This window comes from Mitsuaria sp. MSU3D (genome assembly GCF_056867975.1).
In genome coordinates, this window is record NZ_CP200314.1 from 3,665,213 (window position 1) to 3,680,124 (window position 14,912).

14 protein-coding genes are annotated in these 14,912 nt (G+C 71.3%); 6 read left to right on the forward strand and 8 right to left on the reverse strand.

The genetic code is table 11. The annotated features are described in order from the left end of the window. Nucleotides 1–5 precede the first annotated feature (5 nt). The 5 genes from hutF to hutC all read right to left on the reverse strand — a co-directional run bounded on the left by hutF (nucleotide 6) and on the right by hutC (nucleotide 4,913). Nucleotides 6–1,361 carry a formimidoylglutamate deiminase gene (gene hutF / locus AC1VNM_RS16015; RefSeq protein WP_483107553.1) on the reverse strand — a complete coding sequence of 452 codons (1,356 nt, stop codon included), beginning with the start codon at nucleotides 1,359–1,361 and terminating at the stop codon, nucleotides 6–8. Next, the gene (gene hutG / locus AC1VNM_RS16020; protein ID WP_483107554.1) at nucleotides 1,358–2,182 is read right to left on the reverse strand and encodes an N-formylglutamate deformylase; all 825 of its coding nucleotides are present in this window, start codon (nucleotides 2,180–2,182) and stop codon (nucleotides 1,358–1,360) included. Before hutG ends, hutF begins: the two co-directional genes overlap by 4 nt. A 69-nt stretch (nucleotides 2,183–2,251) precedes the next feature. Next, complete coding sequence (gene hutI / locus AC1VNM_RS16025; protein WP_483107555.1) at nucleotides 2,252–3,505, reverse strand: imidazolonepropionase; 1,254 nt, start codon at nucleotides 3,503–3,505, stop codon at nucleotides 2,252–2,254. Then, nucleotides 3,502–4,056, reverse strand: coding sequence for a HutD/Ves family protein (locus AC1VNM_RS16030; protein WP_377160987.1), 555 nt, complete (start codon nucleotides 4,054–4,056; stop codon nucleotides 3,502–3,504). The genes hutI and AC1VNM_RS16030 overlap by 4 nt, the downstream gene beginning before the upstream one ends. Nucleotides 4,057–4,178: 122 nt before the next feature. Then, complete coding sequence (hutC, locus tag AC1VNM_RS16035; protein ID WP_483107556.1) at nucleotides 4,179–4,913, reverse strand: histidine utilization repressor; 735 nt, start codon at nucleotides 4,911–4,913, stop codon at nucleotides 4,179–4,181. 141 nt (nucleotides 4,914–5,054) lie between these two features. On the opposite strand from hutC, the gene hutU reads away from it, so the two are divergent. The 3 genes from hutU to AC1VNM_RS16050 all read left to right on the forward strand — a co-directional run bounded on the left by hutU (nucleotide 5,055) and on the right by AC1VNM_RS16050 (nucleotide 9,828). Continuing rightward, nucleotides 5,055–6,770: a urocanate hydratase gene (gene hutU / locus AC1VNM_RS16040; protein ID WP_483107557.1), complete on the forward strand. Its 1,716-nt coding sequence runs from the start codon at nucleotides 5,055–5,057 to the stop codon at nucleotides 6,768–6,770. Between the two features lie 75 nt (nucleotides 6,771–6,845). Beyond that, nucleotides 6,846–8,405 carry a histidine ammonia-lyase gene (hutH, locus tag AC1VNM_RS16045; RefSeq protein WP_483107558.1) on the forward strand — a complete coding sequence of 520 codons (1,560 nt, stop codon included), beginning with the start codon at nucleotides 6,846–6,848 and terminating at the stop codon, nucleotides 8,403–8,405. A 49-nt stretch (nucleotides 8,406–8,454) separates the two neighbouring features. Continuing rightward, nucleotides 8,455–9,828 (forward strand): alpha/beta hydrolase, encoded by a 1,374-nt coding sequence (locus AC1VNM_RS16050; protein ID WP_483107559.1) that lies wholly within the window; start codon nucleotides 8,455–8,457, stop codon nucleotides 9,826–9,828. Between the two features lie 207 nt (nucleotides 9,829–10,035). Here the strand turns inward: AC1VNM_RS16050 and clsB are convergent, their stop codons facing one another. The 3 genes from clsB to nudB all read right to left on the reverse strand — a co-directional run bounded on the left by clsB (nucleotide 10,036) and on the right by nudB (nucleotide 12,709). Next, nucleotides 10,036–11,310, reverse strand: coding sequence for a cardiolipin synthase ClsB (clsB, locus tag AC1VNM_RS16055; protein ID WP_377160974.1), 1,275 nt, complete (start codon nucleotides 11,308–11,310; stop codon nucleotides 10,036–10,038). Next, entirely contained in the window at nucleotides 11,307–12,011 is a 705-nt protein-coding gene (locus AC1VNM_RS16060; protein ID WP_377161774.1) for an endonuclease/exonuclease/phosphatase family protein, read from the reverse strand. The genes clsB and AC1VNM_RS16060 overlap by 4 nt, the downstream gene beginning before the upstream one ends. 119 nt (nucleotides 12,012–12,130) lie before the next feature. Then, nucleotides 12,131–12,709: a dihydroneopterin triphosphate diphosphatase gene (gene nudB / locus AC1VNM_RS16065; RefSeq protein ID WP_483107560.1), complete on the reverse strand. Its 579-nt coding sequence runs from the start codon at nucleotides 12,707–12,709 to the stop codon at nucleotides 12,131–12,133. Between the two features lie 303 nt (nucleotides 12,710–13,012). Here nudB and AC1VNM_RS16070 point away from each other — a divergent pair, with 303 nt between their 5' ends. The 3 genes from AC1VNM_RS16070 to AC1VNM_RS16080 all read left to right on the forward strand — a co-directional run bounded on the left by AC1VNM_RS16070 (nucleotide 13,013) and on the right by AC1VNM_RS16080 (nucleotide 14,871). Further along, nucleotides 13,013–13,426, forward strand: coding sequence for a hypothetical protein (locus tag AC1VNM_RS16070; RefSeq protein ID WP_431099856.1), 414 nt, complete (start codon nucleotides 13,013–13,015; stop codon nucleotides 13,424–13,426). Nucleotides 13,427–13,428: 2 nt separating this feature from the next. Next, entirely contained in the window at nucleotides 13,429–14,058 is a 630-nt protein-coding gene (locus AC1VNM_RS16075) for a cell division protein FtsI (protein WP_483107561.1), read from the forward strand. Nucleotides 14,059–14,127: 69 nt separating this feature from the next. After that, nucleotides 14,128–14,871 carry a flagellar basal body L-ring protein FlgH gene (locus AC1VNM_RS16080; RefSeq protein WP_483107562.1) on the forward strand — a complete coding sequence of 248 codons (744 nt, stop codon included), beginning with the start codon at nucleotides 14,128–14,130 and terminating at the stop codon, nucleotides 14,869–14,871. The last annotated feature ends 41 nt before the right edge of the window (nucleotides 14,872–14,912 follow it).

Sequence of the window (14,912 nt, forward strand, 5' to 3'; positions counted from 1 at the left end):
GGGGGTCAGCGCCAGAGCGTGTTCATCGTCGCGACGAAGTCCTCGCGGCGGCCGGCATCGTCGATCGAGCGCCGCTGGCCGGCGACGTAGACCTCGCGCCAGGTCGGCCCCTGGCTGGCGAAGATGAGCCCGTCCAGCAGCGCCGCCTCCGGCAGTCCGGCCAGGCCGCTCGCGGCCGTGTCGAGCACCAGGAAGTCCGCGCGCGCGCCGGCCTTCAGGCCCCATGCGGGCAAGCCCGCCGCCCGCGCGCCGCCCGCGACGCAGGCGTCGAACAGCCGGGCCGCCGTCGACGGTTGCCGCCCCGGCCGCGCCGCCACATTGCGCCGTTGCAGGCCGAGGCGCTGGCCGTATTCCAGCCAGCGCAGCTCCTCGACCCAGCCGCGCGTGACCTGGCTGTCCGACCCCACCGTCAGCGGCACGTCCGCCGCCAGCCAGCCGGGCAGGTCCGCCAGTCCGTCGCCGAGGTTGCCTTCGGTGCCCGGACAGATCACCACGCCGGCACCGCTCGCGGCGATGCGCGCGATCTCGTCCCGCGTGCTGTGCGTCGCGTGCACCAGGTGCCAGCGCGGATCCAGCCCGTAGTCGGCCAGCAGGTCGATCGGCCGCTTCCCGGTCGCCGACAGGCAATCGTCGACTTCCTGCTGCTGCTCCGCGACGTGCACATGGATGGGGATGTCCGCGTCGCCGACGAGCGCCTGCAGCGCTCGCACATCCTCGGCATGGGCCGCCCGCAACGAGTGCACCGCCACGCCGGCGCGCACCAGCGGCAGGCCCGCCGCGTTGATGCGCTCGCAGGCGCGCCACACCCATGCCGCATCGGTGCGGAAGCGCCGCTGCGTGTCCCGCAAGCCCGTGTGCGCGAAGCCGGCATGCGCGTACAGCACCGGCAGCAGCGTCAGGCCGATGCCGGTCTCCTGGGCCGCCTCGGCCAGCGCCATCGCCATGGCGAGTTCGTCCTCGTACGGCGTTCCGTCATCGCGATGATGCAGGTAGTGGAACTCGCAGACCTGCGTGTAGCCGCCGGCCAGCAGCTCGGTGTAGAGCTGCGCCGCGATGGTCTTCAGCTGCGCCGGCGTCACGCGCAGCGCGACGCCGTACATGCGGTCGCGCCAGGACCAGAAGTCGTCGCTGTCGCTGTCGCGCTGCTCGGCCAGTCCCGCGAAGGCGCGTTGGAACGCATGGCTGTGCGCGTCGACCAGCGTCGGCATCACCGGCCCGCCCAGGCGCACGGCGTCCACCGGGGCCGGCGTGCCGGCGACCAGCTCGACCCAATGGCCATCGGCCCCGACGCGCATCAGCACGTCCGCCTGCCAGCGCCCGTCGAGCCAGGCCAGCGCCGCGTGGAAGGTCGTCGGACTCATGCGGCGTTCCGCGTCGGATTGGCCAGCAGGTAGGCCTGCAGCAGCGTCGTCAGCACGGGCCGGACGCTCTCGACGCAGGCCGCGTCGAGCTCATAACCGGTGTAGCCCAGGTCGTTCTCGACCATGTAGCAGCGATAGCACATCTCCAGCTGCACGGCCTGCTGGCCGAGTTCCGGCCGCCCGTACTGACGCGTGATGTAGCCGCCCTTGAAGCGCCCGTCGACCACCCAGCTGAAGCGGTCCTGCGCCTGCAGCGCGATCTCCATCGCCTGGCGCGTGACCTGCTTGCAGGACTTGCCCTCGACGGTGCCGATGTTCAGGTCGGGCAAGCGGCCCTCGAAGAGCCAGGGCAGTTCCGAGCGGATGCTGTGCGCCTCGAACAGCAGCGCGAAGCCGTGCTCCTGGCGCAGCCGCTGCAGCTCGCCCTGCAGCGCCTGGTGGTACGGCGCCCAGTAGGTCTCGATGCGGCGCTGCTTCTCCTCGGCATCGGGCGCGAGGCCCTCCTTGTAGAGCGGCTCGCCGGTGAAGAACCGCGTCGGGCACAGCTCGGTGTTGGAGGCGCCGGGGTACATCGGCGTGTCCTCGGGCGGGCGGTTCAGGTCGATCAGGTAACGCGAGAAGCGCGGCACCAGCAGCCCGGCGCCGAGCTGCTCGGCGATCGGCGCGTACAGCGGCTCCAGGTGCCAGTCGGTGTCCTCGCTGCCGAGCGCGCGCTCGACGTAGCGGTGGTGCTGGTCGGCCGGGATCTCGCGGCCCACGTGCGGCATGCTGATCAGCAGCGGGGTGCGGCCGCGCCGCAGTTCAAAGACGTCGTGCTTCATCGCTCGTTCCTCTTGTCTCCATGAGGCCGCGGCAGGCGCCTCGGGCGCGCCGCGGGCTCATTGTTCGTCTCAGCCGCGCGGCCGGCCGCCCACGACCGTCTGCCGCAGCGGATTGCGGCCGAACCAGTAGCTCAGCTCGCGCGGGTGCGTCGCGTCCCAGACGCAGAAATCGGCGCGCTGGCCTGCCGCCAGCCGCCCGCGATCGGGCAAACCGAGGGCCCGAGCCGCGTTCGTCGTGAGGCCGCGCAGCGCCTCTTCCGGCGTCATCCGGAAGAAGGTGCAGGCCATGTTCAGCATCAGCAGCAGCGACAGCCCCGGCGAACTGCCCGGGTTGTGATCGGTGGCCAGCGCGATCGGCACGCCGGCGTCGCGCAGCGCCTGGATCGGCGGCAGCTTCGTCTCGCGCAGGAAGTAGAAGGCGCCGGGCAGCAGCACCGCCACCGTGCCGGCCCGGGCCATCGCGGCGATGCCCGCATCGCTCAGGTATTCGAGGTGGTCGCAGGACAGCGCGTTGAACCCGGCCGCGAGCGCGGCGCCGCCCTGGTCGCTGAGCTGCTCCGCATGCAGCTTCACCGGCAGGCCGAGCGCGCGGGCCGCCTCGAACACGCGACGCGTCTGCTCCGGCGTGAAGCCGATGCGTTCACAGAAGGCATCGACCGCATCGACCAGGCCCTGCTGATGCAACTCCGGCAACCACGCGCAGACGGCGTCGACGTAGTCGTCCTGACGGCCGTCGAATTCGGGCGGCAGCGCATGCGCGCCGAGGTAGGTCGTCTTCACCGTCAAGCCGAGCTCGCCCAGCTGGCGCGCGACGCGCAGGCACTTGGCCTCGTCCGCCAGCGACAGGCCGTAGCCGGACTTCACCTCCAGCGTCGTCAGCCCCTCGGCCATCAGCGCCCGGGCACGCGCCACGGCGAGCGCGTGCAGCGCCGGCTCGCTTGCCGCCCGCGTCGCGGCGACCGTCGAGCGGATGCCGCCGCCGGCGCGCGCGATCTCCTCGTAGGTCGCGCCCTGCAGGCGCTGCTCGAATTCCGCCGAGCGCTCGCCGCCATAGACCAGGTGCGTGTGGCAATCGATCAAGCCCGGCGTCACCAGCAGGCCGCCCAGGTCGCGCAGCTCGCCCGCGCTGTCGCGCAGGTCGGCGGGCAGGTCCGCCATCGGGCCGACCCAGCGCAGTTGTTCGCCCTCGACCAGCAGTGCGCCGTCGTTCACCAGGCCCCAGTCGCGGTCGCCCGCCAGGGTGGTCAGCGTCGCATTGGCGTACAGCACGCGCCGCGGCGCACCTGCCGACGCCGCCGCGGCCGTCGAGGACTCGATCGTCATGACTCGCTCCAGATCAGCCACCAGGCGGGGCCGTGTTGATCGCCATCGTCGAAGACGCAGCTCTGCGAGGCCGGCGACTCGCACCACGCGAGCGTGTGCGGCGCCAGCGGCACCGAACGATGACCGTGGATGATCATCCCGCCCTCCTGCGTGAACAGCCCCAGCCACTGCGCCCCGTGCGGGATCACGGGCCGGTCGGCCGGCTGCACGCGGAACACGCCCGCGTCGCGGCGGTGCATCGCGTTGAAGTCCTGCGTCGGACCGTCGATGAGCACGCAATTCGGTGCGTCTTCGCCGGCGAACTGCACGATGCCCTCGTTGGGTTTCAGCGCCCGGCCGCGCAGGATCACGCCTGCGCCCGACAGCACGCCGAACCAGCGGTCCACGCCCGGGAAGGCGGAGAACGGCCCGTCGCGGTCGATGTCCGCGATGCTGACGCGGACCTTCCAGTCCGCCACGTGCGGCCAGGCGAGCAACTCGCGCGTCCGGCCTCCCCCGTTGCGCCACGGGGTGGGCGCGACATCATCGGCGGTGATCCTCATCCAGCTCATGTCCGGCAGCTTGTTGGTTTTTGTTGAAGCCCGGGATTTTCGAAGACTCATCCATCTCGTCACGTCACGAAACGTCACATCCGCCCTCCTGCCACAACTTGCCCGCCCACTCGTGAACAGCGTCACGCCTGGAAGCTGCCTTCAAGGAAATAGCGACTGGCCGGGTGCACCAGCCGCACCGCCGTCACCGTGCGGCCCTGGCTCGACGTGGCGCGCTTGACCACGAGGCAGGGCTCGCCGCGCGGCATGCCCAGCAGTTTCGCCTCGAGGGCATTGGGCATGGCCGCCTCGATCGTATAGCGCGCCTCCGACAGCGGCGCGACCTCCAGCAGGTAATGCGTCGGGGTCACGCGCTCGAAATCCTGGTCCATGTAGCCCGGGGCGCAGGCCGGATTGACGAGGCGATCCTCGCACTGGATCGCGATGCCGTTCTCGCGGTGCACGATGACGCTGTGGAACAAGGTCGAGCCGGCGCGCAGGCCGAGCATCGCGGCCTGCTCGGCGCTCGCCTTCAAGGTCTCCAGCACATGGACCTTGGCCTCGTGCCGGTGACCGCGCTCGGCGATCTCCTCATGCACGTCGCGCACCGTCAGCGTCGAGGCGATCCGGTGCAGCTCCGCGACGAAGGTGCCCACGCCCTGCACGCGGTCGATCATGCCTTCCTGATGCAACTCGCGCAGCGCGCGGTTCACCGTCATCCGGCTGACGCCGAAGGTCCCGGTCAGTTCCGCCTCGGACGGCAGGCGCTCGCCCGGGCGCCAGCGTCCGCTGGCGATGCCTTCGCGCAGATGCGTCTTCACCTTCAGGTATTGCGGCGCGGGACCGCCGCCGCCCGGGCTCGATGAGGGGGTCGCCATGGGGCGGCATCCTACTTGACTGTACTTGTATAGACAACCACGGAAAGCGATCCTATGATCGCGCCCCATCGGACCGCACAGCACCGGCCGGCCGAGCCATCCACGGCGGCCGGACCTCGCAGCTCAGACCAGGAGATCTCGATGACGACGACACCGACGACCACGACGCCCATCCACTCCGCCCAGCCGCGCCCGGTGCGCGCCCCCACCGGCACGCAGCTGAGCTGCAAGAACTGGCTGATCGAGGCCGCCTACCGGATGATCCAGAACAACCTGGATCCGGCCGTGGCGGAGAACCCCGATGCGCTCGTGGTCTACGGCGGCATCGGCAAGGCGGCGCGCAACTGGGACTGCTTCGAGCAGATCCTGAGCTCGCTGAAGAACCTCAACGAGGACGAGACGCTGCTGATCCAGTCGGGCAAGCCGGTCGGCGTGTTCCCGTCGCATGTCGACGCGCCGCGCGTGCTGCTGGCCAACTCCAACCTCGTGCCGGCGTGGGCGAACTGGGAGCACTTCAACGAGCTCGACCGCAAGGGCCTCATGATGTACGGCCAGATGACGGCCGGCTCGTGGATCTACATCGGCTCGCAGGGCATCGTGCAGGGCACGTACGAGACCTTCGCGGAAGCCGGCCGCCAGCACTTCGGCGGCGACATGGTCGGCCGCTGGGTGCTGACCGCGGGCCTGGGCGGCATGGGCGGCGCGCAGCCGCTGGCGGCGACCTTCGCCGGCGCCTGCTCGCTGACCATCGAGTGCCAGCAGTCGCGCATCGATTTCCGCCTGAAGACGCGCTACGTCGACGAGCAGGCGACGGACCTCGACGACGCGCTGGCGCGCATCGCCAGGTACACGGCCGAGAAGAAGGCCGTCTCCATCGCCCTGCTGGGCAACGCGGCGGAGGTCCTGCCCGCGCTGGTCGCGCGCGTGAAGGCCGGCAGCGCGATCAAGCCGGACCTGGTCACCGACCAGACCTCGGCGCACGACCTGATCAACGGCTACCTGCCGGCGGGCTGGAGCGTCGAGCAATGGAAGGCCGCGGCCGCCGATCCGGCCAAGCACGCGGACCTGAAGGCCGCCGCCGCGCGCGGCTGCGCGGTGCATGTGCAGGCGATGCTGGACTTCCAGGCCATGGGCATCGCGACCGTCGACTACGGCAACAACATCCGCCAGGTCGCCTTCGACCAGGGCGTGAAGAACGCCTTCGACTTCCCCGGCTTCGTGCCCGCCTACGTGCGCCCGCAGTTCTGCGAAGGTCGCGGCCCGTTCCGCTGGGTCGCGCTGTCCGGCGATCCGGAGGACATCTACAAGACCGACGCCAAGATCAAGGAGCTGTTCCCGCACCATGCCGGCGTGCACCGCTGGCTGGACATGGCGCGCGAGCGCATCGCCTTCCAGGGTCTGCCCGCGCGCATCTGCTGGCTGGGCCTGGGCGAGCGCCACAAGGCCGGCCTGGCCTTCAACGAGATGGTCCGCACCGGCGAGCTGAAGGCGCCGATCGTCATCGGCCGCGACCACCTGGACTCCGGCTCGGTGGCCAGCCCCAACCGCGAGACCGAATCGATGCGGGACGGCTCCGACGCCGTCTCCGACTGGCCGCTGCTCAACGCCATGCTCAACACCGCCGGCGGCGCGACCTGGGTCTCGCTGCATCACGGCGGCGGCGTGGGCATGGGCTACTCGCAGCACAGCGGCGTGGTGATCGTGTGCGACGGCACGGAAGCGGCCGACAAGCGCCTCTCCCGCGTGCTGTGGAACGACCCCGGCACCGGCGTCATGCGCCACGCCGACGCGGGCTACGAGCTGGCGGAGAAGACCGCGCAGGAGCGCGGCCTGAAGCTGCCGATGCTGGGCCGCTGAGCCCCTGCCGGCCCGGCCCCGCGTCTCCTGAACCCGCCCGCCCCAGACTCCGCTCAGACTTCGATCCGAGATCCCATGACGACCTCCCTTGAACTCATCCCCGGCAAGCTCTCGCTGGAGCAGCTGCGCCGCATCCGCGCCGGCGGCGTGACGCTCGCGCTGCACGCCGACGCCTGGCCGGCGATCCGCCGCGGCGCCGCCGTCGTGCAGGCCGCCGCGGCCGGCGACGACCCGGTCTACGGCGTCAACACCGGCTTCGGCAAGCTCGCGTCCAAGCGCATCGGCAAGGACGAACTGGCCGCCCTGCAGCGCAACCTGATCCGCTCGCACTGCGTCGGCGTCGGCGCGCCGCTGGCGCCGCCGGTCGTGCGGCTGATGCTGGCGACGAAGGCCGCCTCGCTGGCGCGCGGTTTCTCCGGCGTGCGCGAATCGGTGGTGCAGAGCATCCTCGACGCCTTCAACGCCGGCCTCGTGCCCTACGTGCCGGCGCAAGGCTCGGTGGGCGCGTCGGGCGACCTGGCGCCGCTGTCGCACATGACGCTGGCGCTGATGGGCGAAGGCGAGATGCTGGTCGACGGCCAGCGCCAGCCCGCGCTGGCGGCGCTGGAGAAGGCCGGCCTGAAGCCGCTGGTGCTCGAGGCCAAGGAAGGCCTGGCGCTGATCAACGGCACGCAGACCTCGACGGCGCTGGCGCTGGAAGGCCTGTTGCGCTTCGAGACCGTCTACGCCGCCGCTGTCGTCAGCGGCGCGCTGAGCCTGGACGCCGCGCGCGGCAGCGACGGTCCCTTCGATCCCCGCATCCATGAGGTGCGCGGCCAGCCCGGCCAGATCGAGGCCGCGGCCGCCTACCGCGCGCTGCTCGCCGGCAGCCCGATCCGCCAGTCGCATCGCGACGGCGACGACCGCGTGCAGGACCCGTACTGCCTGCGCTGCCAGCCGCAGGTCATGGGCGCCTGCCTGGACCAGTCGCGCTACGTCCGCGACGTGCTGCTGCGCGAGGCCAACGCGGTGACGGACAACCCGCTGGTGTTCGCGTCGGAGGACGGCCCCGCCGCGATGGTCTCCGGCGGCAACTTCCACGCCGAGCCGGTGGCGCTGGCCGCCGACGCGCTGGCCTGCGCGATCGCCGAGGTCGGCGCCATCGCCGAGCGCCGCATCGCGATGCTGATCGACACCGGCGTCTCGCGCCTGCCCGCCTTCCTGACCGAGAACGCCGGCCTGAATTCCGGCTTCATGATCGCGCACGTCACCGCCGCGGCGCTGGCCAGCGAGAACAAGTCGCTCGCGCATCCGGCGAGCGTCGACAGCCTGCCGACCTCCGCCAACCAGGAAGACCACGTCTCGATGGCCACCTTCGGCGCCCGTCGCCTGGGGCCGATGCTGGACAACACCGCGCACATCGTCGCCATCGAACTGCTGGCCGCCGCGCAGGGCATCGAGTTCCTGCGGCCGCTGCGCAGCTCCGCGCCGCTGGAGGACGTGCACGCGCTGCTGCGCGAGCGCTGCCCGGCGATGCCCACCGACCACTACCTGGCGCCCGACATCGAGCGCGCCTTCGTGCTGGTCAACGACGACGGCCCGCGCGGTCCGGCCGCGCTGCTGCGCGCGCGCACGGAGATGGTCGTGCTGGACTAATATCCGAGGCCTCGGCGGGCCTCGCCCGCCAGCTTCGCGCGAGTCCCGCATGCCACACACCGCCTCGACGGCGCGCTCTCCGCGCGCCGTTCGCGTTTCCACCCTGCCCGCGCCGGAACGCGCCTCGCCCCAGCTTGTGCGCTTCGTTGCGGGCCTGTTGCTGCTGATCGCGGCGATGCTCGTCGCGCCGCACGCCTTCGCCGCGACCAAGGTCGTCTTCGACATCGACATGCGCGAGGAGATCGCCGCCGGCCGCTTCGATCCCGCCAAGGACATCGTGGGCGTGCGCGGCGGCGCGGCGCCGCTCAACTGGGGGCGCTCGCTGGTCGCGCCGGCCGCGGGCCTGGGACGCGAGGGCTGGTACAGCGCCACCGCCGTCTTCGAGCGCATCCCGGCCGGCGGCAACGTGCCCTACAAGTTCCACGTCGAGCACCCCGGCCAGAACGATCCCGAAGGCGACTGGGAGACCGGCTCCAACCGGTCGCTGGAACTGGTCTCCGACGAGGTGCGCGTCACGCGCGCGTTCAACGCGCCCGGCGCGCCGATCTCGCTGAGCCGCGCCGGCACGATCGAGCGGCTGGCGCCGCTGCCCGGCAACTTCGTCGCGCAGCGTCCGGTGCAGGTCTGGCTGCCGCCCGACTACGAGCGCAACACCGAGCGCCGCTACCCCGTGCTCTACCTGCACGACGGCCAGAACGTCTTCGACGCCGCCGCGGCGGGCGCCGAGTGGCAGGTCGACGAGACCGCGCAACGCCTGGTCGTCGATGGCCAGATCCAGCCGCTGATCATCGTGGCGGTCAACAACACCTCGCGCCGCATCGACGAGTACACCGCGACCGCGAGGACGTACGAGGGCCAGACGCGGGGCGGTCTCGCGCCGGCCTACGCGCGCTACCTGATCGAGCAGCTCAAGCCCTCGATCGACGCGCGCTACCGCACGCTGCCCGATGCGGCGCACACGGCGGTGGGTGGCTCCTCGCTGGGCGGCATCATGAGCCTGTGGCTGGCGGTGCATCACGGCGACGTCTTCGGCACGGCGTTGGTGGTGTCGCCGTCGCTGTGGTGGGACGACGAGTTCCCGATCCGCGACACGCAGAAGACGCCGCTGCCGATGTCGCTGCCGCGACCGAAACTGTGGCTGGACATGGGCACGAACGAAGGTCCGGACTCGATCAAGCAGTTGCGCAAGCTGCGCTCGGTGCTGTCCGCGCGAGGCTGGGCCGGCGCCGACATCGGTTACCTCGAAGCCGAGGGTGCCGGACATGACGAGGGCAGTTGGGCCGCGCGCGTCGAGCCGATGCTGAGATTCATCGACAGGCAGTTCAATGCGCCGGCGAGCAGCGGCAACAAGACGCAGCAGGATCCTTTCCCCACCGGCGTGCGGCCGTCGATGCCGCCAGGCCCCGGCACCTACACCAAGTGACCCCGCAGTCATCGGTCCCAAACCGCTGAAGTCAGCGACTGCGAGTGGGGCCGGAATGCTTCTGGGGGTTCCCGGAGGGATGCCCCCTGATGCGTGGAGAGCCCGCGCTTGGCGACCCGCAGTCAATAGCGCTTTTGGTTCGTGCGTGAGGCTGCTGGCCCTCACCCCTGCCCTCTCCCGCAAGCGGGAGAGGGAGTCAGACCCGCGTCAGTAGCGCCCGGTCGCCCCCGCCACCCGCAGGTAGACGTAGGCGACCCACGCGACGAGCGCGCGGCCGAGGAAGCCCCGCAGCCCGCGCCCGGCGGTCGGCTCGACGCGGTGGGACTTCGCCACCGCCGCATCGAACTCCCGCGCGACATCGCCCGCGAAGGCGGCGTCGCGCACGACGACGTTGGCTTCGAGGTTGAGCAGCAACGACAGCGGATCGATGTTGGAGCTGCCGATGGTGGCCCAGTCGTTGTCGACGACGCAGATCTTGGCGTGCAGGAAGGCCGGCGTGTACTCGTAGATCTGGACGCCGTGCCCGAGCAGCTCGTCATAGAGCGCATGCGCGGCCAGCGCGGCGATCCGGTAGTCGACCTTGCCCTGGAGCAGCAGCCGCACCTGGACACCGCGCTGCGCCGCGTCCTTCAGGGCGCGACGGAAGCGCTGCCCCGGATAGAAGTACGGCGTGATCAGGTCCACGCGCGCGGTCGCGGCGCGGATCGCGTCGACGTAGGCGCGCTCGATGGTGCGGCGCTGGCGCAGGTTGTCGCGCAGCACGAAGGCCGCGCGCACCGGCGGCAGGCGGGTGGGGTCGCGCCGGCGGTGTTCCCCGCGCGGCATCCGGATGCGCCGCATCAGGCGCTTCGCGCGCCGCGCCGGCGAGGCGCTGCGGATCATCGCCCGCATCTCGTCGCCGAAGTCGTGGCCCAGCCACGCGCGCGTCCACACGGCACGCGCCGCCTGCTCGATAGCCCGCACCGCGGGCCCGCCGACGCTGACGGCGAAGTCCAGCCGCGGCGTCTCCGTGCGGCCGTGATGGAGGTCGACGCGGTCGTCGATCACGTTGATGCCGCCGACGAACCCCACGCGTCCATCGACCACGCACAGCTTCTGGTGCAGCCGCCGCAATTGACCGGGATGCAGCCAGTTCCACCACCGGTCGATCGGACGGAACACCGCCAGCGCCACCGGCGTGCCGTCGACTTCCCCCCGCAGCCAGCCCAGGCTGCCCTTCGAGCCGAAGCCGTCCACCACCACCCTCACCCGCACGCCGCGTAACGCGGCGCGCTTCAGCGCCGCCACGGTCGCGGCACCGGCCTCGTCGTCGTGGAAGATGTAGGTCGCGAGCCAGACCTCCTGCTCGGCCCGATCGATCGCCTCGATCTGCGCCGGGAACAGCGCATCGCCGCCGCACAGCAGCCGCACCGCGTTCCCGCCGGTGAAGCTGGGCTGGGACCCGAGGGTCCAGGGGAAGAGGGGTTCCTGCGGCCGCTTCAAGTCAGCACGAGCTCGGCGAGCAGCGGCAGGTGGTCGGACATGCGCGCCCACGCCGGACCGCGCGGGACCTTCATGTCGACGCAGCGCAGGCCGCGCATGTAGATCCGGTCCAGCGAGAACACCGGCACCCGCGACGGGAAGGTCGGCAGCGAGCGCTTCGCGCCGGGCAGCATCGCCCGGCCCAGGCCGGTCGCGCGCATGGGCTCGTCCAGCCGCTCGCCCCAGTCGTTGAAGTCGCCGGCCACCACCAGCGGCGCGCCGTGCGGCACGTGGTCCTCGATGAAGGCCGCCAGCTTCTGGATCTGGCGCACCCGGCTGCCATGGATCAGGCCCAGGTGCGCCACCACCGCGTGCACCTCGGTCCCCTGCCAATGCACCGGCACGTGCAGCAGGCCGCGCTGCTCGAAGCGGTGGTCCGACACGTCGTGATGGCCGATGTCTCCCAGCGGATAACGCGACAGCAGCGCATTGCCGTGCTCGCCGTGGCGCGTGACCGCGTTGGTGCGGTAGGCCACCTCGTAGCCTTCCGGCGCGAGGAACTCCGCCTGCCCCTGCTCCGGCCAGCCGAACCAGCTGCGGTCGAACTGGCGCGCCTCGCGGTGATGGAACAGCCGGACCTCCTGCAGGAACACCAGGTCCGCGTCCAGCGCCTGCACGCCCATGCCGAGGTTGTGGATCTCCAGCCGCTTGCCCGGGCCCATCCCGCGCACGCCCTTGTGGATGTTGTAGGTCGCGACGCGCAGGCGGCCGACGCTGTCGGCGGGCGAGGTGTCCGTGGTCGCCGAATTGGTCAGGGCCGCGTGACGCGGCGTTCGGCGGATCATGGCGCGGCCTTTTCGTGGCGCGCCCGGATCGACGCGATGTGGGCGGGCAGTTGGAGGATGGCTTCCGCGTTGGACGGCGAGAAGCACAGGTCCGCCGCCTCGCGCCACGGCAGCCAGCGGAAATCGAGGTGCTCGCGCGGCGCCAGCGTCACCGCCGTGCCCGACGGCACCGTCAGGCCGAAGACATGTTCGGTGTTGCGCGTCACGCCCGGCGCGTAGCGGTGGCGCCAGACCGGGTAGATGTCGTAGACGTTGGCCACCTGCCAGTCGACGAGCGCCGCCGGGGCCAGGTCTTGCACGCGGATGCCGGTTTCCTCCAGCACCTCGCGCCGGGCGGTCTCGCTCAGGGGCTCGTCGGGCGCGTCCTTCGACCCGGTCACGCACTGCCAGAAGCCGGGCCGGTCGGCCCGTTCCAGCATCAGCACGTCCAACGCGTCGGTGTGGATCACGACCAGCACGGACTCGGGGATCTTGTAGGCGCGCGCGGCCGGTTCGGCGTCGGCCGTTTCGGCAGTGACCGTTTCGGCGGCGGCCGGGAGCGGGGTGGCGGCAGGGGCGAGAGGCACGTCGCTCATAGCAGGCAAGCATATCCCAGGGTCATGGCGCGGCCGGCGTGTGCCGGGCCTGGCACGCCGCCGACATGGACTCCCACACGCGCGACAAACAGCCGACACGAACGGGCGCATCGCGGTGCCTGACACGCCGGCCGCGTGCGCGGGCAACGCTTGTTCACAGTCGGCGAACAACGGCGTCGGCAGATGTGCGGCAGGAAATATAGAAAGTTTGTAGAGCCGTCGGACGCCGCTGTTCATGAGGGCATCCGCCGTGCCGGCCCCCGGAAGAATGGCTTCCATCGTCACCACCACCCAGGAGAAGTCATGTCCACCGTCCCCACCACGACCGGCACCGGCGCTCCGCTGGTCGCCTCCCGTCAACTCGTGAACCGCCCGAGCGGCAGCTTCGAGATCAACGCCCGCGAGTACGGCACCGTCGCCGCCGGCGCGATCGGCCTGGCGCAGGCCGCGTATCAGGGCGGCGAGAACGCCGTCAGCACCGTCGTGCATTGGAGCGAGGAAGGCCTGCAGGCGCTCGAGGACGGCGCCAAGGACGTGGGCCACGCGATCTCGACCGGCCTGTCCGAGGTGAAGGAGCTGGCCGGCGACGTGAAGGATGCCGTCGCCAGCGGCACCAGCACGGTCATGAAGGAAGCCGGCGAGTTCGGCAGCACCGTCGGCGGCTACCTCGCCGCGGGCGCCGTCGCGGGCAAGGCGCTGATCGACGAGATCCTCTGACCATGCGCGCCGCCGTCGCCCTGGCCAGCGCCGTCGCCGTGGCCCGCGCCGTCGCCCGGGCCCGCGCCAGTGCCCGCGCGCTCGCCGGCGTCTTCACGACCGCGCTCGTGATCGGCACCGCGATGCCGCTGGCCGGCTGCTCGCTGCTGAGCCCGATGCCCACCGTCGAGCTGGCCAAGGCGACGGCCGGCATGGCGACGATGGCGATCGGCCAGGGGCCGACGCGGGCGACGCAGACGGTGTTCCACGACGCGGCGCTGCCGGAGCGCGTCTGCATCGAATACAACCGCTCGCTCGCGCTGCCCGAATTCGTCCCGGCGCTGATCGCCGAACTGCGCGAGCACGAGGTCCAGGCCCGCGTCTTCGAAGCCGGCGTGCGGCCCGGCGACGAGGCCTGCCCCGCCTGGGTGCACTACCAGGGCCTGCAGCAGTGGGACAAGCCGCCGCTGTCGGACCAGATCCGGCCCTACCTCGCGCAGGCCACGCTGAGCCTGCACGACGCCGGCGGCCGCCTGATGGCCGCCAGCAGCTACCGCAGCGACGACGCGGCGCTGGGCATGGGCAAGTGGGCCAGCACGCGCAACAAGCTCGCACCGGTGGTGCGGGCGCTGCTGACCGGCTTCGAAGGCTGAGCGCGGCGCCGGACATCAGGACCGCGCCCGGAAGAACTCCAGAACAACGATCGCATCGACGAGGGAATCATGGTCAACGTCTCCACGGCCGCGCGACGCGGCATGCTCCTGCCATCACTGCTGGCGTCATTGCTGTTGCCGCGGCTGTTGGCGCTGCTGGGCGCCGCGGTCCTGAGCGCCTGCGCCTCGCACGACGCGCTGGTCCAGGGTCCGGTGCAGGTGATGCCGGTGCCGGACGGCGCCTATGTCGAGCGCGTCAACAACGGCGCGATCTACCAGCCCGGCATGGCCGCGGCCTCGCTCTTCACCACCGAGCGCCGCGCGCGCCAGGTCGGCGATTCGCTGAAGGTCGCCATCAGCGAGTCGCTCAGCGCCACGCAGAAGAGCAAGACCGACACCAGCCGCGACAACAAGCTCGCGGTCAAGGGACCGGGCGGCTCCAGCAACGTCGGCATCGTCGACCGGCTGCTCAAGGCCGACGCCACCGCGTCGGGCAGCGATTCGTACAAGGGCTCCGGCGATACCGAGGCCAGCGGCAGCCTGAGCGGACAGATGGCCGTCTCCGTGATCAACGTGCTGCCCAACGGCCACCTCGTCGTCGCCGGCGAGCGCAGCATCGCGATGAACGGCGGGCTGCAGACGCTGCGCTTCTCGGGCGTCGTCAATCCGCAGGACATCCGCACGGGCAACCAGGTCCAGTCCGCGGACGTCGTCAATGCGAGGATGGAGATCGCCGGCAAGGGCGAGGTATCAGACGCGGCCCGCCGCAGCTGGCTTCAACGCGTGCTGACGTCGAGCCTCGCCATCTGGTGACCGCGTCCCGCGAAGCGCGTTCCGCCAGGCACGTCAGGACG